This is a genomic window from Exiguobacterium sp. s145, from assembly GCF_018618835.1.
Lineage (GTDB): Bacteria > Bacillota > Bacilli > Exiguobacteriales > Exiguobacteriaceae > Exiguobacterium_A > Exiguobacterium_A artemiae.
Genome location: NZ_JACSMV010000006.1, coordinates 12,354 through 37,075 on the forward strand (window position 1 = coordinate 12,354; position 24,722 = coordinate 37,075).

Consider the following 24,722-nt stretch of genomic DNA (forward strand, 5'->3'; position numbering starts at 1 on the left):
CATCTCGCAAGTTACTCCCTAAAGAGCCCCGGTCATCGACTCCCCGTTTCGGATTTTATCCGCGATTTGATCAATCTTGCGCAATCGATGATTGATCCCGGATTTCGAGATGGAACCGCTCTCGACCATCTCACCGAGCTCCTGTAATGTCACGTCTTGATGTGTGACCCGCAAGATGGCGATTTCTTTTAATTTATCCGGCAAAACGTCGAGTCCGACCGTCCGTTCCAGAAACTTGATGTTCTCGACCTGGCGCAGTGCCGCCCCAACCGTCTTGTTGAGGTTTGCCGTCTCACAGTTGACGAGCCGGTTGACTGAATTCCGCATATCTTTTAAAATCCGGACATCCTCAAACCGTAACATCGAATACGTCGCTCCGACGAGCTTCAGAAAATCAGAAATCTTCTCACTTTCCTTGATGTAGAGAATATGTCCTTTTTTCCGTTCGATGGCTTTTGCATTCAAATCAAACTGATTTGTCAGGCTGCGCAAGGCGGCATTATGTTCTTCGTACAGACTGAAGATTTCCAGATGGTACGAAGACGTCGCCGGATTGTTTAACGATCCGCCGGCTAAAAAGGCGCCGCGCAGGTACGCCCGGGCACGGCGTTCATCCTTGAGAATCGAATCGCTGATTGAACGGATCATCGTAAATCCTTCCCCTAAAATCCCGAGGTCCTGTAAAATCTTATCCGCTTGTTGTTTAACGCGGACGATGTAGACATTATTTTTCTTCAAGCGCATTTTTTTCCGGACCAGTAAATCCAGATGGACGGCATACGCCCGTTTGAGCAAGGAATAAATACGGCGGGCAATCGATGCGTTTTCCGTCGAGATATCCAGTGTCAGACCACGTCCGAGTCCGAATGAGATGGCTCCGTTCATCCGGGCCAAAGCGGCGAGTTCCGCCTTCATTTCGTGATCGGTGATGGCGATTTGCGTTAATTCTTTTTTGACTTCTGATGCAAAACTCACGTCAATTCCTCCTCCCCTTCGAATTGACGCACACGTCGGATGGATAGGACTTTCCGCATGACCAGGCTTGCCACGGCGTCTGAGTCATGACGGATGAAGTGGTGGTTATAATCCACAATATCGTCCGCGAGTACTTCAATTCCAGCTTCTTCAAAACTCGATTCATCGTAGGTCACGATGTCGGCATGATCTTTTTGATACTTCCGCAGGTAACTGACATCAATCGATTCGTTGTTGACGATGATCGTATCGATGACCCCTTTGCCGAGGAACTTTTCCAGGACATTCAGGTGATCGTTTGCCGTAAAGGCTGTCGTCTCACCCGGCTGCGTCATGACGTTACAAATATAGACGACCGGTGCGAGTGACTGTTTGATCGCGTCCCGGATTTCTTCGATCAGGACGTTCGGAATGACACTCGTATAGAGACTGCCGGGACCGAGAACGATGACATCGGCATCGAGAATCGCCTGAATCGCTTCCGGAACCGGACGGACATTTTCTTCCTCGAGGAAAATTCGTTCGATGACTTTGCCAACTTTCGGAATCAAGGATTCGCCTTTGACGATCGTTCCGTCCTCGAACTCAGCACATAACGTAATCGTCCGCTCCGTTGCCGGATAGACTTTTCCTTCGGCATTCAAGAGTTGCCCCATGACACCGATCGCTTCGACGAATGACCCGTTACAGAGTTGCGTCGCTGCCGTCAGCATTAAATTCCCGAGCGAATGTCCGTGCAGCCCTTCCCCCGTCTCAAACCGGTATTGCATGATCCGGTCCATCAATGTCTCGGACTTCGAGAGCGAAACGATGACGTTTCGGATATCGCCCGGCGGCAACATATTAAATTCCGTCCGCAGACGGCCCGAGCTTCCGCCGTCGTCGGCGACGGTGACGATGGCCGTGATATCAAGCGGGTAATGTTTTAGTCCGCGCAAAAGAGTCGATAGGCCCGTTCCTCCGCCGACAGCGACGACTTTTCGTTCCCATTTCATTACTTCTCCTCCTTCGCGTGCACGTAATCCCGATGATTCGTCACGATATGGTATTGATTCTTGAACTCTTTGCTGATTGCTTCGGCAAACGTGATTGACCGGTGTTTGCCGCCGGTACAACCGAGTGCCACGACGAGCTGCGATTTCCCTTCCCGTTCGTACTGGGGAATCAGGAATTCGAGCATATCGACGAGCTTTTTATAAAACAGCTTCGCTTCCGGCCACTGCATGACGTACGACGAGACTTCGAGATCGAGACCCGTTTTCGGACGGAGTTCCGGAATATAAAACGGGTTCGGCAGGAACCGTAAATCGAAGACGAGATCGGCGTCGAGCGGCAGACCGTGCTTGAATCCGAACGACATGACATTGACGGTGAACGGAATCCGTTCCCCTTCCGTAAACTCTTTTAAGATCCGTTCCTTTAAGGCAAGCGGTTTGATGTCACTCGTATCCATCAGCAACTGGGCTTTATCACGGAATCCTTCGAGCAGCGTCCGTTCCCGCTCGATACCGATCAACGGCGACGCAGTCGGTGCGAGCGGATGCGACCGGCGTGATTCTTTATACCGGCGGACGAGTACGTCGTTGCGGGCATCGAGGTACAACATCCGGATTTGCAGATTCGTTTTTTTCAAATCTTCATAAACGACAAAGAAGCTGTCAATGAAATCACGAGCCCGTGTATCGATGGCAACGGCGATTTTCGGACGCACCTGCCCAATGACTTCGATCAATTGCGGCAGTAACGTCGGCGGTAAATTGTCGACACAAAAATAGCCCAAGTCTTCAAAGCTGTTCATTGCGACCGTTTTGCCGGCGCCGCTCATTCCTGTAATGATGACCAGTTGCGGTTGATTCTGTTCCATCTCTTCGCCCTCCAGACAACAGTTCCGTGTGTATTTTTACTCTCATGTCAGTATAACATAAAAAAAGAGCCAGCTTGATGGAAGAGCCTCCCAACCAAGCTGGATCTTGAATTAGACTTGTGATGATTCCTGTAATTCTTCAAGCAAGGCTTCGATATAGTGTTGCGCGTTTTGCGCGGCAATCGAACCGTCGTTTGTCGCTGTGACGACTTGGCGAAGTGTTTTTTCACGGACGTCGCCGGCTGCAAAAATACCTTTGATGTTCGTTTCCATTCCTTCGTTCGTCACGACATAGCCTTGGTCGTTTAAGATACCAAGATCCTGGACATAGCCTGTGATCGGGTTCATCCCAATGTAGATGAAGACGCCATCAATCGGATATGTCGTCGTTTCTGCCGTTTTCGTATTGATCAGTTCAATGCCGCCGACTTTTCCGTTATCTTCGTTGATCTGTTTGACCGTATGGTTCCAGATGAAATCGATTTTCGGATTGTCGAATGCCCGTTTTTGAAGAATTTTTTGAGCACGTAATTCTTCACGACGGTGAACGATCGTGACTTTTTTCGCGAAGCGCGTCAGGTAGACACCTTCTTCGACGGCAGAGTCACCGCCACCGATGACGAACAGTTCTTTTTCTTTAAAGAACGCGCCGTCACAGACTGCACAGTAAGATACACCGCGTCCGCCGAGTTCTTCCTCACCCGGAACACCGATTTTCTTATACTGTGCTCCTGAAGCGATGATGATCGCCCGGGCATGGTAATCCTTGTTGTGAGCATGGACGGTCTTGAATGCCGGACCGTCTTCGATGCTGCGGACATCGCCGTAAGCATATTCTGCGCCGAACGCTTTTGAGTGGTCGAACATTTTTTGCGAAAGATCCGGTCCTAAGATACTGTCATAACCGGGATAGTTTTCGATATCTTCCGTATTGGCCATCTGTCCGCCCGGAATACCGCGTTCGATCATCAGTGTTGAAAGGTTCGCACGTGATGCGTAAAGTGCTGCTGTCATTCCGGCAGGACCGGCACCAATAATGATGACGTCATAAATTTTCTGTTCAGTTTCTGTCATGATTCCACCCCATCTGTATTTTCGTTGTAACTTGAGTATAGGTGAGAATCGTACAAACGTCTAACACTTTGCACGGGCCGGGTTTAAAAGTCGTTGATAGGCACGGATCGCCGTTGCCGTATCCTCAAAGGAAACGTGGACGAGTGCCGCACAGTCTTCAATCAACATACCGTCGCGGACATCGTGGAATAAATAAATCAGAGCCGCAGCCGACTGTTCGACCGAATCAAACGTCTCACCGCTCAAGACGAGTCGCGCAAACCGTTCGTAAAAATCACCTTCAAGGCTCATCCGTTCTTCATCCGAGACAAATCGTTCCGCAAGGCGGATCGTCATCAAGGCACGGTGAATCCGGGCATCGCCGACGTCGTGCTCCCCGTTCATCTCATGAATGATTTGTTCCGTCAGCAAGAGGACGTCCGGATGATCCGTTACTTCCGGCATCATCGATAACGCGAGTTTCGCTTCTTCATCATTCAGCTTGCCGAGTAACAACGCTGTAAAAATCCGTGAGACATCATCTTCCGTCTTCAAGGCTTGAATCAAAGCCGAGCGGAACTGGAGGTTATGACGGATGTCGTAAGCTTCCTGTTCTTCCCGCATACTTTGCGCTTCTTCTGATTGAAGGAACGCAGCTGCTTCTTCGACGTGTCCCGTTTTGAAAGCTGAGATCGACAGCCAGTGTCCGAACAGCGGATCTCCACGGTAGCCGCGTCGTTCCAGTAACTTCAGTTCTTCGTAAGCCAAATCGTGACGACCGATGATCGCAAGCGTCGAAGCGACCTTGTAGCGTGTTTCAAGATTCACAGAGCGGACATGCTCGAGCTTGTTCGATAAACGATGCGCTTCTTCATCCTGTCCCATCTCGTGCAACAGCACAAGCGTGTTACAGAGAGCATGCAGGTTTCCCGGATTTCCATCGAGGACCTGTTCCAGTGAAGCAAACGCCCGGTCGTTTTCACCAAGGTAAAACTCGACGATGGCAAGATTGTTGTATGCCGGCCAGAAGGTCGGATACTGGACGATCAGGGATTCGAGTGTTTCCTGCGCCGCAAAGAGCATCCCTTTGTCGATTTGACGTTGTGCCTGAGCATGTAAACGAATCAATTCATCCTCATCGTCATCTTCCATCTCTTGTTCGAGATCGATTAATTCCACGAGCGCGGCCGATGCCTCTGCGTGTTTCCCGTTTGGTGCACTGGATAAATATTCAAGCGCGTAATTTTTCGCCTCTTCATATAAAGAGACATGCGCGTAGTTATTCGCTAAATAAAACAAAGATTCCGTATTTGACTGGTCGAGCGTCCGCACTTGTTTCAAGACATCATTGGCATGATTGATTTCGCCTGTCTCGAACAAAACACGAGCGTAACGTAAAAGATAACGGACATCACTCGGCTGAAGCGTCGTTGCTTCATCAAGGTGATAAACCGCCTCTTCCAGTCGCCCTTCCCGGTGCGCCTTCCGTCCGCGGAAATAAAAAAGTTCCGCTTGGCGCGTTGTAATCGCAAAGGGGTCTGCTTTGTATTCAGTTAATTCCATCATGATTCAAGCCCCCATAGATCTAAATCTGGTTTCGTAGTTGCAGAGACAAGAATAACCTATCTCGGAAACCGTTGCAACAGAAAAAAACGCCGGGGTTTATCCCCAACGTTTCGCATAAATCGATTCCAGTTCCTTGTAATTCTCTAAGCATTTTTGTACGAAAGCATCCGCTTGCGGGTTTTGTCCATTCAACCGTTCGACTTCTTTGTCGAACGCTTGGCGTAAGCTTTCGGCGTAGCTCGGAATCTCACCTTCATAGGCATAAACGACACCGGGAGCAACCGTTACTTTTTCGTGCGGGTGTAAGGCAGTACGGACATGGAAGAGGGGCACGTTGACCTGATTCGGATTGTGCAGATCACCTTGAATCGGGTGTTTCTCGACGGCCAGTACCTCGACGACCAACCCTTGCGGACGTTCGGCAAATAATCTTCCGAAATACTTTCCTGTTTTATACGTAAAGCGGATATGACTCATCTTGTCCTCTCCTTCCTCTCACATTTTCGTCACATTTCGTGCCGGCGGAGCGGCTGACTCGACACGCGTTCCCCGGGCAGAATATCCCGATGGACGACGGAACCGGCTCCGACCATCGCACCGTCCCCAATCGTCACGCCGGGTAAAATCGTCACGTTTGCGCCAATCAACACGTCATTTCCGATCGTCACGTTGCCGATCCGGTATTCCGTCGTCAAATATTCGTGGCAGAGAATCGTCGTATTGAAGCCGATGACCGTATTGGAGCCGATCGTAATCCGTTCCGGGAACATCGTATCCGGCATGACCATCAACGCCAGTGCCGTCCGGTCGCCGATCTTCATCCGCAAACACGTCCGGTAGAGACTGTTCTTGAAGCGGAGCGACGGCGAGAACCGGCCAATCGTAATGATGATGAAACACCACATGACTTTAAAGAACGATACCGTCCGATACATGTGCCAGAGCGGATTTGTCGCTCCGACGTGATACCGGTCAGTCCGCCGTGGCATTTTCGGCCTCGATCCAGTCACCCAACTGTTCCATCGAATCAATGATCAAATCCGGTTCGAGCGCTTCGAGATACGGAAGTCCTTTGATTGCCCAGCCGACGGCAACGGTTTTCAGACCGGCATTTTTCCCGCCGTGGATGTCCGTATCGTTGTCACCGACCATGATCGTTTCTTCCCGTGTTGAACCGAGCAAGGCCATCGCCTTCTCAAACGGTTCGACGGCCGGTTTTTCTTCCGTCACGTCGTCTGCCGCAATGACCGCGTCAAACAGATGCGAAAGTCCAAACAGTTCGATTCCTTTTAACGCCACGCGCCGGCTTTTTGAAGTGACGATTGCCATCTTGTAGCCTTGTTCCTTTAAGCGGCGTAATCCGTCGAGCACACCCGGATACTCAAGAACAAGTGCATCATGCATCGCGATGTTGTAACTCCGGTAAAACGCGACCATCTCTTTCCATTGGTCCGCATTTAATTCCGAGAATGACTTTTCAAGCGTCGGTCCGATGAACGGAAGCAGTTCTGCTTCCGTAAAGGTCCGGTCCGGATAATAATAATCGAGCGTATGAGCAAAACTTTTTAAAATGAGGGGATTCGTATCAATCAACGTCCCGTCGAGATCAAAGAGAATCGTTTGAATCATCGGTTCATTTCGCCTCCCGTTTTGTTCCGTCCAAATAACGGACAGCATTTTTTCGGATAAACAGCATGATGACGCCGAAGATGATCAGACAGATCGAGACGATTTGCGCCGTCCGAAGACCGCCGCCCATCATTAAACTGTCCGTCCGTAAGCCTTCGATGTAAAAACGTCCGATCGAGTACCAGATCAGGTAACCGAGGAAGACGTAACCGCGTCGCGGATTAAACTTCATCCGCCAGACAATCAACAGAATGACACCAATGATGTTCCAAATACTTTCATATAAGAACGTCGGAATGTAATAAACCCCGTCGATGTACATCTGGTTGACGATCCAGTCCGGTAAGTGCAACGTATCCTGTAGGAAAGTCCAGGTCGTTTCGCCGCCGTGCGCTTCCTGGTTAAAGAAGTTGCCCCAGCGTCCGACCGCTTGTCCGAACAAGAGTGACGGTGCCAGAATATCGGCAATTTGCCAAAACGAGATGTTTTTCTTGCGCGTATAAATCAGGACGGTCAAAATCGCACCGATGATGGCACCATGAATTGCAATGCCGCCCTGGCGGATGTTGATGATTTGATCAAGATTCTGACCATAATAATCCCATTCGAACGCCACGTAGTAAATCCGGGCACAGATGATACTGATCGGAATCGACCAGATGACGACATCGACGGCATATTCTTCGTTAAAGCCGATCCGTTTGGATTCAAAGATTGCAATCATCAGACCAACGACCGCGCCAAGCGCGATGACGATCCCGTACCAATAAATCGGAATCGGGCCCAGTTCGATGGCTACCCGGTCAAACGTCGGTTGGACACTCGCTAATGTTCCCATCAAAGACCACCGTTCCCATCTTCAATCGCTTGCGCGAGACGCCCTGCAAATTCTTCTGCTGTATTGATGCCCATGTTTTTCAGACGATAGTTCATGGCAGCCACCTCGATGATGACAGCCAGGTTTCGTCCGGGACGAACCGGAATCGTCAAGAACGGGATTTCCGTATCGATGATTTGTAAGGTTTCCTGGTCCAGTCCTACGCGGTCGTAGACTTTCGCCTGATCCCAGATTTCCAAATTACAGACGAGGCTGATTTTCTTGTGCGAACGAACGGCACCGGCACCGAATAACGTCATCACATCGATGATACCGATTCCGCGAATCTCAAGCAGATGCTGAATCAATTTCGGAGCGGTCCCGACAAGGATGCCGTCGCCGGTCTGACGAATCTCGACCGAATCATCGGCGACTAAACGGTGTCCCCGTTTGACGAGTTCAAGAGCTGTCTCGGATTTCCCGACGCCGCTTGCCCCTTTGATGAAAACACCGACGCCGTAGATATCGACGAGCACGCCGTGCATTGCCGTTGTCGGTGCGAGCTCCGCTTCGAGGAAGTTCGTAATTTGTGATTCGACCGATGTCGTATGTCCCTTCGTCGTCAAAAGAGGGACGTTCGTTTCGTCCGCCGCCTTGACGATTGCTTCCGGTACATCAAAACCACGTGTAATCAAAATTCCCGGTGTCTCATCCGTACAGAGAACGTTTGCCCGCTCGAGCTGTTCCTCATATGTCAGGTTGTTGAAAAACGTCAATTCCGTTTTCCCGAGAATCTGCAGACGTTCTGCCGGGTAATAGGCATAATAGCCGGCGAGGACAAGACCCGGTCGACAAAGATCAGCCGTCAGAATCGGACGATGCAGTCCTTCTTCTCCGGTGACGATTTTTAAATTGAATTGCTTTACGATTTCAGCTGTTCGCACTTTTGGTTGCACGCTCAATCAGCCCCTTTCACTTGAAGTATTGTACCATATTTTTCTCAAAATCAAGGATTTCGATTAGAAGTGGACAATCTTGGGAATGGAGTACAGATAGGAAAAAAAGGAGGTTTTATTATGATGGAATCAACAGGCAGCGGAATCGGCATTATTATCATCATGATTTTATTCGCAATTCTCGCCATCGTCGGCTTTGTTTACCTGATCATCGCCTTGATCGATATGTGGAAAGCCTATTCGCGCAATCAGGACCAAACGGCATTATTATTCTTCATTATCTCGATTATCGGAATCTTCATCAGCGGTTCGTTTATCTCGTACATTTTAGCTATCATTTTCTATTGGAACCGCTCACGCCGCAAGAGCTGGATGGGAATCGGCTTGATCATTCTCTCGATCGTTCTTGCCATTGTCGGTGTCATCACACTTTTATCGTTTGGATATGACATGAATAACTTCGAAAACATGAATTTTGACGATCCGATGATGGATCAAGACTACAATTATTAATTCTTACCGGCATTTCATCCGGCGACTCCCTATCTTCTGATAGCGGGTCGTCTTTTTTTCGGCAAAAAAATCCTGCCCCTTATGAATCAAGGGACAGGACTCGGATTATAAAGCTTGCGGACTTAAGTGAACACCGTGCGTGACGGAAATCGTGCCCGTCTTCGTATCAGCGGCGACTTCAATCTTCGGAGTCCGACCACGACCTGACAGGAAGTGGAGTTTCCGGTTGACGACTTCTTTTTGATCGCGAATCAATTCCATTTCGTCGAGGTTACAGTTCAGACCGCCGAAGTTCGTTTCCAGTTCACCGTAGACTTCTGCACCGTGCGGCAACATCAAGGCGATGCTTCCGGCAAGCGACGACGCTTGGATCTTCGCATCCTGGACTGTCTTCAGTTCACACCGGACGTTACCGTTCGCCGTCTTCAGATCAGACCGCTCAAACACGCCGGTCGCAATGACTTGACCGTTGGCCGTTTTCGCTCTTAACGACTTGATTTCCGATTCTTCGATTTCGATCGAACCGTTGGCGGTTGACGTCTTCACTTCTTCACTGAACAGGTCACGGACATGAATTCGTCCGTTCGCTGTCATCAGTTGCACTGACGTCGCATCAAGCGACGATAACGTGACTTCACCGTTTAACGTCTGCAAGACGAGTGATTCATAGTGACGGCGCGGAATCTTCAAGTGAACCGTCGCGCGAACGCGTTTATCTTTTAAACGAATCGATAACGTGTTCGCAGAAACAGAGTGCTGAAGTGCTGCCTGCAGTTGCTCCAGCGCTTGTTCTTCGTTCACTTGACGGAGCGGGCGACCGGTAACGGTCAACTCACACTCTTCCAAGTCACCCGGTTCGACGATGGCATTGGCATTAAATAAATCCAAATGAATCGTCTCACCGCTGAACGGGAATTGTTTGACGTACGTGACGTTCGGTCCGGACGTTTGATTGAGTGACAAGTCACTTTCTTTGATCCGGTTGACGAGGCCGTCAAAAGCTGACATGACTTTTGATGTCAAGGAGTCGACCGTATAATGGTCGACCCGGTCGTATTGTTCCGGTTCGTCCACGTATTTATGCTCACTTGACGACGACGGTTTCTGATCGATCGCTTCAAGGCGTTCGAGTTTATCAAGCGCTTCGTCAATCGTCAGCTTTCCTTCTTTCACTTGTTCAAGTATCAGTTGGCGCATATCCTGCTTCATCAATAGTTCCCTCCTCTGATCTGGTACACGTTAATCGATGGGACTTGCTTATTTACTTCGTTCTACTTTCCTTACTTCCCTTTTTACGATTCCTGAATCAAAAAAGTTTCATGATTTGATTCGGGCCGTGTCTCGTTCGAGAACAGGAGCCAGGTAATGACCGGTATAGGATTCCTTGACGGCTGCGATTTCTTCCGGTGTTCCGGTCGCGACAATCTTCCCGCCGCCGTCGCCGCCCTCCGGTCCGAGATCAATCAAATAGTCAGCTGTTTTGATGACATCAAGATTGTGTTCGATGACGAGCACCGTGTCCCCGTTGTCGACGAGTCGTTGCAAGACTTTCAGCAATCGGGCGATATCGTGGACGTGTAACCCGGTCGTCGGCTCATCGAGAATATAAATCGTTTTCCCGGTCGAACGTTTATGCAGCTCGGATGCCAACTTGACCCGTTGTGCTTCTCCGCCGGACAGTTCCGTCGCTGGTTGTCCGAGACGCATATAGGTCAGACCAACGTCGGCAATCGTCTGCAGTTTCCGACTGATTTTCGGAATCTTTTCAAAGAATTCCAACGCATCTTCAACCGTCATCTCGAGCACATCGGCAATCGTCTTGCCTTTATATTTTACTTCCAGCGTTTCGCGGTTGTAGCGTTTGCCGTGACAGATTTCACACGGCACATACACATCCGGCAGGAAGTGCATCTCAATCTTGATGATGCCGTCGCCGCGGCAGGCCTCGCAACGTCCGCCTTTGATGTTGAAGCTGAAGCGGCCTTTTTTATACCCGCGGAGTTTTGCTTCGTTCGTCGAGGCAAAGACGTCGCGGATATCGTCAAAGACGCCGGTATACGTCGCCGGGTTCGAACGTGGTGTCCGACCGATCGGCGACTGATCGATATCGATGACTTTATCGATTTGGTCGAGTCCTGAAATCCCTTTATGGGCCCCCGGTTTTTCCTTCGCCCGATTCATCTCATGGGCAATCGTCTTGTAGAGAATCTCATTGATCAATGTCGATTTCCCGGAACCGGATACACCGGTCACGGCGACGAACAAACCAAGCGGAATGTCGACATCGACGTTTTTCAAATTGTTTTCCGACGCTTTGTGAATCCGTAACGCCCGACCGTCCGGTTGTTTCCGTTCAGACGGGACGGGAATGAATTTCTTGCCGGACAAGTATTGTCCCGTCAAAGAATTCGGATCCTGCATCAGTTCTTCCGGACGTCCCGCTGCCGTGACGAATCCGCCGTGGTCACCGGCTCCCGGTCCGATATCAATCAGGTAGTCCGCTGCCATCATCGTATCCTCATCATGTTCGACGACAATCAACGTGTTTCCGAGATCGCGCATCGTCTTGAGGGTATTGATCAGCCGGTCGTTATCACGCTGGTGGAGTCCGATTGACGGTTCATCAAGGACGTACAAAACACCAGTCAGCCGTGACCCGATTTGCGTCGCGAGACGAATCCGTTGTGCTTCTCCGCCGGACAATGTACCGGCAGCCCGCGAGATCGTCAGATAATCGAGTCCGACGTTCTCGAGGAACGACGACCGTTCATGAATTTCGCGGACAATCATCCGCGAAATCGTCTGATCCTTCTCCGATAGTTTGCTTGGTAACTCTTCAAACCAGACGACAGCTTGTTTGACGGACATCTTCGTCACATCACCGATGTGGATTCCTGACACTTTGACTGCCAATGATTCGCGTTTCAAGCGGTGTCCTTTACACGTCGGACACGCTTTTTTCGCCATGTACCCTTCCATCTGTTCCCGGATGTAGTCGGACGATGTCTCTTTGAAGCGTCGTTGTAAATTGTTCAGAACACCTTCAAAGAACAATGACGTATTGCGGACCATCCCAAAGTCATTTTCATAACGGAACTGGATTTCTTCCTTCGTGCTACCGTTCAACAGAATATCGCGGTGTTCGTCCGACAGCTGTTCGAACGGTGTATCCATGTCGATGTTGAAGTGGCTGCAGACAGCCGCAAGCAACTGCGGATAATATTGTGAACTGGTTGGTTCCCAGGCGATGATCGCCCCTTCGTTCAACGATTTATCCGGATGCGGTACAACGAGATCAACGTCGACTTCGAGTTTCGTCCCGAGTCCGTCACACGATGTACAAGCTCCGAACGGCGAGTTAAACGAAAACATCCGTGGTTCGAGTTCTCCGATTGAAAAACCGCAGATCGGGCAGGCATGATGTTCGCTGAACAACAGTTCGTTTCCATCCATCGTATCGACGATGACACGACCGTCCGCAAGACGAAGCGCCGTCTCGAGCGAATCCGCGAGGCGGGCTTCCACATCCGGACGGACAACGACCCGGTCGACGACAACTTCGATCGAGTGTTTTTTATTTTTCTCGAGTTCGATGTCATCTGTCAAATCGATCGTTTCGCCATCAACGCGAACACGGACGAACCCTTCTTTTTTCAGGTCTTCGAAGACTTTGACATGGGCGCCTTTGCGGCCGGAAATGATCGGTGCGAGAATCTGCAGACGGCTGCGCTCCGGCAGTTCCATCACCTGGTCGACCATCTGACTGATCGTCTGGCTTGAGATTTCAATCCCGTGATTCGGACAAATCGGTTTTCCGATCCGGGCATAGAGCAGACGGAGATAGTCATAGATTTCCGTAACCGTCCCGACCGTCGAACGCGGGTTTTTACTGGTCGTCTTTTGGTCAATCGAAATGGCCGGACTGAGTCCTTCGATCGCATCGACGTCCGGTTTGTCCATCTGTCCTAAAAACTGGCGGGCATAGGCGGACAGACTTTCGACATACCGCCGTTGTCCTTCCGCATAAATCGTATCAAATGCGAGAGACGATTTCCCGGACCCGGATAAGCCTGTCAGGACGACAAGCTGATCGCGCGGGATTTCGACATCGATGTTTTGTAAGTTATTGACGCGAGCGCCCTTGATGATGATCTTGTTCTTTTTTTCTGCCAACTTAGGCACCTGCTTTCAATTCTAAGATAAGGTCACGCAATTCAGCTGCCCGTTCAAACTGCATGTCTTTCGCCGCTTGACGCATCTCTTGATCGAGTTGTTCGAGCAACGTTTCGCGTTCCGGTTTTTTCAGTTTGTTGAACTTTTCGAGTTTTTCGACTGTATCGTCGCTCTCGATCGTCGTACTGATGACACCACGGACATCCTTTTGAATCGTTTTCGGCGTGATACCGTGTTCTTTATTAAAGGCGAGCTGAATGTTGCGCCGCCGTTCCGTTTCATCAATCGCTCGCTGCATCGAGTCGGTCATCTTATCGGCAAACAGAATGACGTGCCCTTCCGAGTTTCGGGCTGCCCGACCGATCGTCTGAATCAGTGACCGTTCCGAACGCAGGAATCCTTCCTTGTCGGCATCAAGTATCGTCACGAGTGAGACTTCCGGAATATCCAGTCCTTCCCGCAACAGGTTGATCCCGACGAGGACATCGTATTTCCCGAGCCGTAAATCGCGGATGATTTCAATCCGCTCAAGCGTCTTGATTTCCGAGTGCATGTAGTTGACCTTAACGCCATGCTCCTTCAGATAATCCGTCAAATCCTCCGACATTTTTTTCGTCAATGTCGTCACGAGCACTCGTTCATTTTTCGCGACACGTTCGCGGATGTTATCCATCAAGTAGTCGATTTGACCGGTAATCGGATGAATCTCGATCGTCGGATCAACGAGTCCGGTCGGACGGATGATTTGTTCGACCATCTCTTTTGTATGTTCGATTTCGTAAGGACCGGGTGTCGCCGAGATATAAATCGCTTGGCTGACCTTTTCCTCAAATTCCTCGAACCGGAGCGGCCGGTTGTCCTTCGCTGACGGCAGACGGAAGCCGTGGTCGACGAGGACTTGTTTCCGGGCCTGGTCCCCGTTGTACATCCCGCGGATTTGCGGCAACGTCACGTGCGACTCATCGGCGACCAGTAAAAAGTCTTTCGGGAAGTAATCGATCAACGTGTACGGTGTCGAGCCCGGGGGCATTAAGTTCAAGTGACGGGAATAGTTTTCGATCCCCGAGCAGTAACCCATCTCGCGCATCATCTCAAGGTCATAATTCGTCCGCTGTTCGAGCCGCTGGGCTTCGAGCAGCATACCGTCTTCCCGCATCTTCGCGAGTTGCGTTTCGAGCTCAGCCTCAATGTTCGTAATCGCTTTTTGCAGACGGGTATCCCCCGTCACGAAGTGGGATGCCGGGAAAATCGATATGTGTTCCCGGTCGGCAATGATTTCCCCTGTCAATGGGTCCATATCACGAATTCGTTCAATCTCATCTCCGAAAAATTCGATCCGGACACACTGTTCATCGCGGGACGCCGGGAAGATTTCAACGACATCCCCCCGAACACGGAACCGCCCGCGCTGGAAATCGATATCATTTCGTTCATATTGAATGTCGATCAGACGACGCAACATCTCGTTTCGTCCCATCTCGTTTCCGACACGCAACGACAGCACGTGGTTGTTGTACTCTTCCGGATTACCGAGACCATAGATACACGACACCGACGCGACAATCAGGACGTCTTCCCGTTCGAACAGGGAAGCTGTCGCCGAGTGACGCAGCTTGTCAATCTCATCGTTGATTGATGAGTCTTTTTCGATGAACGTATCTGTCGACGGTACATAGGCTTCCGGTTGGTAATAATCATAAAAGCTGACGAAATATTCGACCGCGTTATTTGGGAAGAACTCTTTGAACTCCGAATACAGCTGACCGGCAAGCGTCTTATTGTGTGCCAAGACCAGCGTCGGCTTCTTAATCTCTTTGATGACGTTCGAGACGGTAAAGGTTTTCCCTGTCCCTGTCGCGCCGAGCAACGTCTGATGGCGTTCACCGTTCTTGACGCCTGCAATCAATTTTTTAATCGCTTCCGGCTGATCGCCACCCGGTTCAAATGGTGATACTAACTCAAAATCCATCGTATTCTTCCCCCTCATCCAGTTCACAAAATCTATTTTTATTGTACCACTTTACGAACAAATATTCGACTTTGAAGTGCTCCTCTTAGAAGTTACCCGTTTTTCGCCAAAAGAAAAAGTCCAGCCCGTAGGCTGAACTGTTTTTTGAGCTGGATTTTGATTTTGACTCACTGAAGCGTCCGGATTTTCGTCCGTTTGTTACCGGGCTCACTGACGAACAAAATCCCGAGATCGTGATGATCCTGTTCATAAAAGGCCCGCTGTGCGAACCGGACGTCTCCGTTATGATTCATGACTTCGAGACGCAGGTACGGTTTATGTTTTTGAATCGCTTCATAAAACGATTTCTCCGACTCGACGAACTCTCCGTTGACTTTATAGATTGCTTCACCCGGAACAAGCCCCATCTCGGAAGCCGGTTTCTCCGGTAACGTTCCGAGAATGACGACGCCACGTTTACCGTTCAGGAACAACGGGGTCTGGGACCGATTAAGTCGTTTCGTCCGCTGATGCAGAATCAGGTGAATCATGAGCAGGACCGGCAACCCGTACAACCAGATGTCCTGTCCGGTCAGGAAGGCGCCTGCCGCGAGCACGACAGACAACAGGAACGTGATCAGCCGCCCTTGGATCAGGGGACGGATCAGCTGGTCCGGCAACTGGCCGGTAAAGAGGAAACTGAAGCCGATCGGCAGGAACAAGACAATCGGAACGAATTCCGGAAACGACCATTGCGGAATCAAGACTTCGAGACTGCTTCCCGGCACGAAGACGATGAGTGGAATCAGCCACAGTTTGTTGGACGACAGCCCGCCGATGTAACGTCCCCGTTTCGATAAGACGAGCGACGGCGATAAATTCTTTTTCCCCCGCCAGATCAGCAACAGCAATTCGGCACTTAACGACAGGGTCGCAAGCAGCATCCAATCGCTGACGCTGACATCGCGGAGACCTTCAATCCGGTCACTCGTCATGAACCAGGTGAGACCTACCAGGATGACAAGCGGTCCGAGCGGTAAATTGAAGCGGATGATACCTGTCAACAAAATCAGGAACGTCAACACCATGAAGGCAATCAGAAACTCTGACGAGACCGTCAATGTCAGACTCACACTGATGACGGATAAGACAAGACCAACCACGAAGCCCGGAACAAGCGTTTCGAAGAGATCGGTCCGTTTGCTACGCGTGCGTGACCGGAACAGATTCCGTTCGCGTTTGACACGTCGCATACTGAGTAAAAAACTGACTAGAACTGCTAACCACAAGATTGGACTAGCGAAGAGACTAATCACTGTCCAACCGATTCCATCGAGTAATTCCACGCCCATTCAGACCTCTTTCTGTAAGTTATTGTGCAGCGACTTCCAACGCCTTGATGCGCTGGACATCATTTTTTTCGTCTTCCAGTTTCTTCAGGAGACGTGTTTCCATCTCGGACGCCGTCACCTGATCGATTTTTCCGGTCACCTCGAGCTTCGCGTCTTTCTGGAGACGCTCGACCGCCTGCTTCATCGTATCGCCGAAGTAACCGTCCTGTCCTTTCGGATCAAAACCGATCGCTTCAAGAACCAGGTGCGCGTTTTCGACAGGTTTGCCGTAATCGCCGCTCGCAAGCGTCTTGTTGTCCGTCAGAATCTTCGTGACGTTAAAGTAATCCGGCTGTTTGACTTCGACCGTCGGCTTGACACCTTTTTTATGAATCCAGTTGCCGTCCGGCGTCAGCCATTTATTTGTCGTCAGCTTCAAATCACTGCCGTCTTTTAAATCATAGGCGCTTTGGACAATTCCTTTTCCGAACGATTTCGTTCCGACCACTTCGGCACCGGCACCTTCTTTTAATCCGGCGGCCAGAATTTCCGAAGCCGAGGCCGATCCGCTGTCTTCGAGGACAACGAGCTTATAAGGTTTCTTCTCTTCCGCTTTCCCGAATTCCTGCGTCCGCTCCCCTTTGTTGTCTTCCACCTGGAAAATCGGTGTGTCTTTCGGGATGAACGGCGCAATCATTTGTGAAACGGCCGTCAGCAAGCCGCCCGGATTTCCACGGACATCGATGACAAGACCATCAATGTTTTTCTCCTCGAGGGCTGCGAGTTGTTTCTCGAACTCTTTTGCCGTCGGGTCCGAGAATTGCGTCACCTGAAGGACACCAATCGTCTTGCCGTTGACTTTTTCCGTCTTCGAATAGACGGTTTCAATCGGAATCGTATCGCGGACGATTGAAATCTTCATCGGATCCTGTCCGCCGCGTTGAATCGTCAAGACGACTTTCGTCCCTTTTTCGCCGCGGATTTTCTTGACCGCTTGATCCGTTTTCTGTCCTTTTGTTGATTTACCGTCAATTTCTAAAATAATATCCCCCGGTTTGATGCCGGCTTTTTCAGCGGGCGATCCCTTGATTGGTGAGACGATGACAATCGATTCGCCTTTTTGTTCGAGGGTCGCACCGATTCCTTCGAATGAAGACGACAAATTCGTGTTGAACGATGCCGTTTCCGATTCGTCCATGTAGACGGAATACGGATCGTCGAGGACTTCCGTCATTCCCGTCAGTGCCCCTTCGAGCAACTCCTGATCCGTCACGTCCTCGAGATAATTTTGGGAAATCATCTGTCTGACCTGATCAATTTTTTTCCAATCTCCCGTTGCGTTAGACGAAGAACTCGTCGCCACTGAATCCGTTCCACCTGCCGCTAACATCCCGACAGCCCCTGCTCCAAGACCCAAACCAAACGTACTGACCGCTATGACGGCCGTTGTCGATTTTTTCACGCGTAATTCCTCGTTTCTGGTGTAAACCTGCTATTTTTTTCAGTATAGCAAAAAAAGATAGGTTACCCTATCTTTTCGTCAGTCGCTCGTTGAAGTTATAAGATGTACGGTGCCGGATCGACCGCATTTGGTTGTCCGACGGCCCACTCACCGCGATGGATCTCAAAGTGGAGATGCGGCCCTGTCGACCAGCCGGTTGAACCGAGTTTGCCGACGATATCCCCCGGCATGACCGTTTGTCCCGCCTTGACCGAAACCGAATCGAGATGACCGTAAACCGTCGTCCAGACTCTCCCGTCAATCAGGTGTGTAATCATGACGACATTTCCATAGCCGGTCGCACTGCCGGCCCGGAGGACAATCCCGCCGGCCGCTGCTTTAATCGGGGTTCCTTTGGCATTAACGAGATCCAGTCCGGTATGCCGTTCCGACTTCCCGGTCAACGGGTTGTTGCGGGGACCGAAGGGTGACGAGACGTAGCCGGTCACAGGCAACAGGAACGGTTTGACCGACGTGCTGGGACTAGATGTCGCCGGTTGGGACGGGGCTTCCGTCACCGGTTCCGAAGCTGTCGGTGGACGGATCGTTGGCTGCTTTTGTTCTTGCTGTTCTTTGTCTGCTTTTTCTTTTGCTTCCTGCTCCGCCTGACGCTGTGCGGCTGCCTCTGCTTCCCGGGCAGCAGCTTCTGCAGCTCTCTGTGCCGCTTCCGCCCGTTCTTTCGCTTCCTGCTGGGCCTGGAGTTCGGCTGCCCGCAACTCTTCCAATTGACGGCTGATCAGACGTTTTTGATCTTCAAGAATCGAGGCTTCTTCTGCTTTCGTAAACTGTTCCTGTTGCAACTGTTCGACCTGACTGTTCAACCGGACGACCAACGTCCGTTTGACTTCTGATTCCGCGATGATCCGGGTCTGCAAAATCAACAGCTTCCGCTGCTCTTTTTTTAATTGTCCGAGTACGAGTTCCTGCTCGGACCGTTGTTCGGTTAACTGTTTGACGTTCGCCTGGTACGTCTGCAGGACACCGTCGTCCTGCTTGATGATTTCGCTGACAGTACTGAAACGCGAAATCAAATCTCCGAAATCCTTGGCATCGAGCAATACTTCGATGTATTTGACATCCCCATCCCGTTGGACGGACCGCAACCGGTCCCCGATCAATTTTTCCTGTGTCCGGAGTTTCGATTCCGTTTGACTGACGGCCCGGGTGACGATCGCCAGTTCTTCTTTGGCAACAGAAACAGCCGCCTGTTGATCCGCAATTTTACTCGCTAAATCTTCCAGACGGCTGTTGACTTCATCCAGGCGCGCTTTTGCTTCCTTGCGCTCCTGTTTCGTCAAGACTAACTTCTCCGATGTCTGATTCTGCGATTGTTCCGTCTCTTGCAGACGGGACTCGACCTCCTGTTGTTCCTTCAACAAATCTTCCTTGGACGTTGCCTGAACGGATACACTTGAACCAATTAATGCCAAGCTTAGGACGGTAGAACAGAATCGGACCTTCATGAGAAGCATCTCTCCTCTATCTTTTATTTGATTTTCAGAATTTAAATCTTCAAGAAACGGCCAAGTGACGTCGTTGATCCCCAGACACCGATGAAGGCACCGAGTGCGAGCAGAATGACAGACACTTGAATCGACAGTTCACCCGGTGGAATCAAGGTGAAAATTGAGGCATTCAATGATACGAGTTGTGGTTGCAATGCATTGTACGTCACTTCGTATCCGAAGTAGACGACAGCAATCGGAATCAGTGCCCCGAGTACCCCCATCAGCAGTCCTTCGATGAAGAACGGTGCACGGATGAAGCCGTTTTTTGCACCAACGAGTCGCATGATTTCAATCTCACGGCGACGTGAGAAAATCGTGACCTTGATCGTATTCGAAATGAGGAACATCGCCATGAATGTCAAACCGACAATCAGGATGATTCCGCCGATCCGAACCCCTTCAAGGAAGTTGAACATCTTCTCAACATAATCTTCGCCATATTCGACACTATCTATATTTTCCATTTTTTTGACGGTATTTGCAATAGTTTCTGTCTCATTTGGTGAAGTTGCCTTGACGATATACCGGTCGTGGAGCGGATTATCCTTCTCAACCGACTGGTAGGCCTGTGATCCTGCGCCAAGCTGTTCCTTGAAGCGGTCCAGTTCTTCTTCTTTTGAGCTGTAACGAACAGATTCAACACCCGGCATCTGTTCTAGTTTTTTTCCAACTGCATCGATTTTTGCCTGATCGGACTCTCGTTCGACGAACACTTGAATTTCGACGTCTTTTTCGACGTTATCGGAAATCTTGTTGACGTTGAACATGACCATCGCAAAAATCCCGACGAGTAATAAGGTCACGGTAACGGCACTGACGGAAGCGAATGTCATCCAGCCGTTTCGGACGAGACCTTTTGCCCCTTCCCGTAAATGACGGAATCCATTAAACTTCATAGCCGTACATTCCTTTCTCTTCGTCTCGGACGATTTTTCCACCGTCAATTGCGAGGACGCGATGACGCATCTTATTGACGATATCTCGGTTGTGGGTCGCCATTACGACCGTTGTCCCACGGCGATAAATCTCTTCAAATACTTCCATGATCTCCCATGCTGTATCCGGGTCAAGGTTTCCTGTCGGCTCATCGGCGATGACAAGTGACGGACGATTGACAATGGCTCTCGCAATCGAGATCCGTTGCTGTTCTCCACCGGATAATTCATCAGGATAGTTCCGTTCCTTGTGCTTCAACTTCACGAGATCGAGTACTTCAAGCACTTTCTTACGGATTTGCGAGCGGTCTTCCCCGACAACTTCAAGGGCGAACGCGACGTTTTCATAAACCGTCAAGGACGGGAGTAGTTTAAAGTCTTGGAAGATGACGCCGATTTGGCGACGAAGTTCGGGGATTTGGCGGTTTTTCAACTTACCTACTTCAATTCCTTTAAATAAAAACGAACCGCTTGTCGGACGTTCTTCGCGATACATCATTTTCATGAATGTCGATTTCCCGGCTCCGGATGGACCAACGATATAGACGAATTCGCCTTGGTTGATCGTCAAATTGACTTCACGAAGTGCCGTGACACCATTCGGATAGATTTTGCTGACTTGTTGCATCTTGATCACTTACTTCACATCCTTACTTGATTACTGGTTGGTGATCAGATAGGTCTTAACGCCTACCGAATCCCATTATAACAGGCAAAAAAAACGGTGCACATTACAATCAAATGTCATTTCCGGCGGTTTTAAAGGAAAAAAGGGACCAGAGATGACGAACACTTGTCATGTCCGTCATCTCTAGCCCCATATTATCACATAATTATTTTTTGTCAGCTAACCAATCCGCGACGGCAACGATTTCTTTGTCGTCTTTCAGGATACCGGCTGGCATTTGCCCTTTACCGTTTTTGATGATTTTTTGAATTTCTTCCGAAGAATAATTCGCTCCGACTTTCGTCAAATTCGGTCCGACATTTCCCTCGAGATTATTCCCGTGACACGAAGCACAGTTGTTGGCGAAGATTTTTTCAGCGTCAACTGCTGTTTCTGTTTTTGACGAATCATCGCTCATCGTCGATTCGTCCTTCGATGTATCCGATGAACTCGAATCATCATTGCCACATGCACCGAGTACAAGTGTCGCACCGAGTCCGGCTGCGAGTAAAAGGTTTTTCAATTTCATTCTTATTCCCCCTTAGTTAAGTACAAAACGACATCGTTATCTACTAGAGTATAACCGTTATCAGTACTTTCTAAGCGTGATTTCACAAAAATTTCACTCTTTCCAAACGTTTACGGCACATTCCGGTAACGTTTGTCGTCCGAGAAACCGAGCCCGAGCACTTCGTGGGCCTCGCTGACGACCAGAAAAGCGTTCGGATCGATATGTTTGACGATTTCTTTAAGCGTCGTGATTTCCCCCTGACGGACGACGACCATCAGCATCGGTTTGCGCGTCCGGGTAAACGCACCGGCGGCTTCAATTTCTGTCGCTCCCCGGTCGAGCGTCTGGAAAATCTCTTTGACGAGCGCTTCCCGTTGATCGGAGATGATGTAGGCCAGCTTATCGTTCGTGATACCAAGTTGCACGACATCAATCATCTTGATCGTAATGAACAAGGCGACGAGGGCATACAACCCAATCTCAAGCGAAAAGATGATGGCGGCACTGATGACGATCGTCCCGTCGAGCAAGGCGATACAGAAATGGAGCGGGATTTTCGTGAAGCGATGCAGAATCTGGGCAATCAGATCCATCCCGCCGGTCGAGGCACGGGCTTTAAAAATCAAACCGAGACCAATCCCGACGCCGGCTCCGCCGAAAATCGCAGCCAGCATCGGATTCATCGTCGCTGCCGGCACCTCGAACCGTTCATAGACTAAGATGACGACCGGTAAAAAGATCGAGCCGACAAGCGATTTGACACCGAAGCCCATCCCGAGAATCATCCAGCCGATGGCAAGCAGCACGATATTGGCAATCAGCTGAAACAGGCCCGGTGAAATTCCGAACAGATCGTTCAAGACGATCGACAGACCGCTGACGCCTCCGGAGGCCAACTGGTTCGGTGCCAAAAATAAACTGAAGGCACTGGCGACAAAGACGGAGCCGAGTAATAAATAAACATAGTCGCGGACGACTTCCTGACGTGTTGATGTCATAACGTTACATTTCCCCTTATATAAGTTCTACAACCCGTTTTTCATTTTAGCGGAAAAACAGAGGAGCGACTAGAAGGGCTGAGCAACTCGCAGTGGTTCTCTTATACCGCACTAAAGGGTTTCGAGTACCGGACTATCCCGGTGACTCCTTTTAACGCCTGCCGTTCAAGCGGCATGACCAAAAAGACATCTGTCGGGACCGGAAACGGGGCTTCGATGCCATAATCGACAGCCCGCTCGAATCCGAACTGCGGATAATAACTGTCATGCCCAAGGACGACGATATGTGACTCGCCGGCTTCCCGGGCATCTTCAATCACTTGGCGGATCAGTTCCGAGCCGATGCCTTTGCGTTGCCAGTGTGGTTTGACACCGACCGGCGCGAGTGCGAGCGACGGAATGTCTTCGATGTAAATCCGGCTGAGTAAGACATGCCCAACAATCTCGCCCTTGTCCGTTACAGCGACGCGGCTGTAATGCGGGAGCGACGCCTCATCTTCCCGTAACGCTTCGACCAGATCGGCTTCCGTCCGCTGTCCAAACGCGGCTTGATGGACGAGCCGAATTCCGGCCGCGTCTTTGAATATTTCTGTACGAATCTGCATCTGTTTCGCTCCTTCAATCGAATTGGTAGAAAAAAACCGCCGACACAAAGGCCGGCGGGATATCCACTTACATATTCATTAAACGCAGGTACGCATCGATGAAGCCCATGATATCACCATCCATTGCCCCTTGCGTATTCCCGACTTCGTAGTTCGTCCGGTGATCCTTAACCATGCTGTATGGGTGGAAGACGTATGAACGAATCTGACTGCCCCAGGCGATATCTGATTTTTCACCACGGATTTCGTCGAGTTTCTTTTGTTTTTCTTCGATTTCACGTTGATAAAGTTTTGCTTTCAACATCTTCATTGCCGCTTCACGGTTCTTGATTTGCGACCGTTCCTGCTGACATGAAACGACGACACCTGTCGGAACGTGCGTAATCCGAACAGCAGAGTCCGTCGTATTGATGTGCTGTCCACCGGCACCGGACGCCCGGTACGTATCGACACGCAAGTCTTCTGTCCGGATCTCGATATCGATATCATCGTTGAATTCCGGCATGACGTCACACGACACGAACGACGTATGGCGACGGCCTGACGAGTCGAACGGAGAAATCCGCACGAGACGGTGAATCCCTTTTTCCGCTTTCAAATACCCATAGGCGTTGTGCCCCTGGATCCGGAGCGTGACCGATTTCACACCGGCTTCGTCACCCGGCTGATAGTCCATCGTTTCAACTTTCCAGCCCTGCTTGTCGCAGAAACGTTGATACATCCGTAACAACATCGACGCCCAGTCCTGTGACTCGGTTCCGCCGGCGCCCGGGTGCAATTCGAGAATCGCGTTGTTGGCATCGTATTCGCCGTTCAATAAGATTTGAAGTTCGAACTCATCAAATTTCTTTTTGATGTCGCCGAGTTCCGACTCCAGTTCTTCCTGAAGTTCAACGTCCGGCTCTTCTTTAATCAATTCGTACGTTAAGACGATGTTTTCGTGACCGTCCGCGAGGTGCTGGTATTTATCGACCATCGCTTTCAGACCGTTTGATTCGTCGATGACTTTTTGAGCCGACTCCTGATTGTTCCAGAAGTCCGGGTACGTCATCTCGTTTTCAAGCTCCTCGATGCGTGAGATCTTCGTCTCGAGATCGAGTGATGCTTTGTATTCATCGAGTTTCTTTTCCATCCACTCGGCGGTATTGCGTATTTCTGCTAATTCCATTGTG

At 50.2% G+C, this 24,722-nt stretch carries 23 protein-coding genes; 1 reads left to right on the plus strand and 22 read right to left on the minus strand.

Translation table 11 applies throughout. From position 1 onward, the window contains the following. Window positions 1-18: 18 nt before the first annotated feature. The 10 genes from whiA to hprK all read right to left on the minus strand — a co-directional run bounded on the left by whiA (window position 19) and on the right by hprK (window position 8,860). Complete coding sequence (whiA, locus tag KNQ07_RS07175) at window positions 19-975, minus strand: DNA-binding protein WhiA (RefSeq protein ID WP_012371269.1); 957 nt, start codon at window positions 973-975, stop codon at window positions 19-21. Then, a complete protein-coding gene (locus KNQ07_RS07180; RefSeq protein WP_214765768.1) occupies window positions 972-1,970 on the minus strand; it encodes a gluconeogenesis factor YvcK family protein in 999 nt (332 codons plus the stop codon). The genes whiA and KNQ07_RS07180 overlap by 4 nt, the downstream gene beginning before the upstream one ends. After that, on the minus strand, window positions 1,970-2,839 hold the full coding sequence (rapZ, locus tag KNQ07_RS07185; RefSeq protein WP_012371271.1) for an RNase adapter RapZ: 870 nt from the start codon (window positions 2,837-2,839) through the stop codon (window positions 1,970-1,972). The genes KNQ07_RS07180 and rapZ overlap by 1 nt, the downstream gene beginning before the upstream one ends. Window positions 2,840-2,950: 111 nt before the next feature. Further along, a complete protein-coding gene (gene trxB, locus KNQ07_RS07190) occupies window positions 2,951-3,913 on the minus strand; it encodes a thioredoxin-disulfide reductase (protein ID WP_214765771.1) in 963 nt (320 codons plus the stop codon). A 60-nt stretch (window positions 3,914-3,973) separates the two neighbouring features. Beyond that, entirely contained in the window at window positions 3,974-5,458 is a 1,485-nt protein-coding gene (locus KNQ07_RS07195) for a tetratricopeptide repeat protein (RefSeq protein ID WP_214765774.1), read from the minus strand. 96 nt (window positions 5,459-5,554) lie between these two features. Continuing rightward, a complete protein-coding gene (gene kapB, locus KNQ07_RS07200) occupies window positions 5,555-5,935 on the minus strand; it encodes a sporulation phosphorelay system protein KapB (RefSeq protein WP_214765776.1) in 381 nt (126 codons plus the stop codon). Window positions 5,936-5,964: 29 nt separating this feature from the next. Beyond that, window positions 5,965-6,447, minus strand: a complete 483-nt coding sequence (locus KNQ07_RS07205; protein ID WP_012371275.1) for an acyltransferase — start codon at window positions 6,445-6,447, stop codon at window positions 5,965-5,967. Beyond that, the gene (gene ppaX / locus KNQ07_RS07210) at window positions 6,431-7,087 is read right to left on the minus strand and encodes a pyrophosphatase PpaX (protein ID WP_214765779.1); all 657 of its coding nucleotides are present in this window, start codon (window positions 7,085-7,087) and stop codon (window positions 6,431-6,433) included. Before ppaX ends, KNQ07_RS07205 begins: the two co-directional genes overlap by 17 nt. Window positions 7,088-7,091: 4 nt before the next feature. Continuing rightward, complete coding sequence (lgt, locus tag KNQ07_RS07215) at window positions 7,092-7,925, minus strand: prolipoprotein diacylglyceryl transferase (RefSeq protein ID WP_214765782.1); 834 nt, start codon at window positions 7,923-7,925, stop codon at window positions 7,092-7,094. Beyond that, a complete protein-coding gene (gene hprK / locus KNQ07_RS07220; protein ID WP_012371278.1) occupies window positions 7,925-8,860 on the minus strand; it encodes an HPr(Ser) kinase/phosphatase in 936 nt (311 codons plus the stop codon). Before hprK ends, lgt begins: the two co-directional genes overlap by 1 nt. Before the next feature lie 120 nt (window positions 8,861-8,980). Between hprK and KNQ07_RS07225 the strand changes: the two genes are divergently transcribed. Next, a complete protein-coding gene (locus tag KNQ07_RS07225; RefSeq protein ID WP_214765785.1) occupies window positions 8,981-9,373 on the plus strand; it encodes a hypothetical protein in 393 nt (130 codons plus the stop codon). Window positions 9,374-9,478: 105 nt separating this feature from the next. On the opposite strand, the gene KNQ07_RS07230 is transcribed toward KNQ07_RS07225, so the two are convergent. The 12 genes from KNQ07_RS07230 to prfB all read right to left on the minus strand — a co-directional run bounded on the left by KNQ07_RS07230 (window position 9,479) and on the right by prfB (window position 24,718). Then, entirely contained in the window at window positions 9,479-10,582 is a 1,104-nt protein-coding gene (locus KNQ07_RS07230) for a DUF4097 family beta strand repeat-containing protein (protein ID WP_012371280.1), read from the minus strand. A 108-nt stretch (window positions 10,583-10,690) separates the two neighbouring features. Beyond that, a complete protein-coding gene (uvrA, locus tag KNQ07_RS07235) occupies window positions 10,691-13,546 on the minus strand; it encodes an excinuclease ABC subunit UvrA (protein WP_214765788.1) in 2,856 nt (951 codons plus the stop codon). A gap of 1 nt (window position 13,547) precedes the next feature. Continuing rightward, the gene (gene uvrB / locus KNQ07_RS07240) at window positions 13,548-15,515 is read right to left on the minus strand and encodes an excinuclease ABC subunit UvrB (protein WP_012371282.1); all 1,968 of its coding nucleotides are present in this window, start codon (window positions 15,513-15,515) and stop codon (window positions 13,548-13,550) included. Window positions 15,516-15,682: 167 nt separating this feature from the next. Further along, window positions 15,683-16,846, minus strand: a complete 1,164-nt coding sequence (locus KNQ07_RS07245) for a PDZ domain-containing protein (protein ID WP_214765791.1) — start codon at window positions 16,844-16,846, stop codon at window positions 15,683-15,685. A gap of 19 nt (window positions 16,847-16,865) precedes the next feature. Then, window positions 16,866-18,287: a S41 family peptidase gene (locus KNQ07_RS07250; protein ID WP_214765794.1), complete on the minus strand. Its 1,422-nt coding sequence runs from the start codon at window positions 18,285-18,287 to the stop codon at window positions 16,866-16,868. Window positions 18,288-18,382: 95 nt separating this feature from the next. After that, window positions 18,383-19,789, minus strand: coding sequence for a M23 family metallopeptidase (locus KNQ07_RS07255; protein WP_214765797.1), 1,407 nt, complete (start codon window positions 19,787-19,789; stop codon window positions 18,383-18,385). 41 nt (window positions 19,790-19,830) lie between these two features. After that, window positions 19,831-20,730, minus strand: coding sequence for a permease-like cell division protein FtsX (ftsX, locus tag KNQ07_RS07260; protein WP_214765800.1), 900 nt, complete (start codon window positions 20,728-20,730; stop codon window positions 19,831-19,833). Further along, the gene (gene ftsE / locus KNQ07_RS07265) at window positions 20,720-21,406 is read right to left on the minus strand and encodes a cell division ATP-binding protein FtsE (RefSeq protein ID WP_014971187.1); all 687 of its coding nucleotides are present in this window, start codon (window positions 21,404-21,406) and stop codon (window positions 20,720-20,722) included. Before ftsE ends, ftsX begins: the two co-directional genes overlap by 11 nt. A 196-nt stretch (window positions 21,407-21,602) precedes the next feature. Continuing rightward, entirely contained in the window at window positions 21,603-21,965 is a 363-nt protein-coding gene (cccB, locus tag KNQ07_RS07270) for a cytochrome c551 (RefSeq protein WP_214765803.1), read from the minus strand. Between the two features lie 110 nt (window positions 21,966-22,075). Further along, on the minus strand, window positions 22,076-22,945 hold the full coding sequence (locus KNQ07_RS07275; protein WP_012371289.1) for a YitT family protein: 870 nt from the start codon (window positions 22,943-22,945) through the stop codon (window positions 22,076-22,078). A gap of 101 nt (window positions 22,946-23,046) precedes the next feature. Further along, entirely contained in the window at window positions 23,047-23,550 is a 504-nt protein-coding gene (locus KNQ07_RS07280) for a GNAT family N-acetyltransferase (RefSeq protein ID WP_214765807.1), read from the minus strand. Between the two features lie 67 nt (window positions 23,551-23,617). Beyond that, window positions 23,618-24,718, minus strand: a complete 1,101-nt coding sequence (prfB, locus tag KNQ07_RS07285) for a peptide chain release factor 2 (RefSeq protein WP_012371291.1) — start codon at window positions 24,716-24,718, stop codon at window positions 23,618-23,620. Window positions 24,719-24,722: the final 4 nt, after the last annotated feature.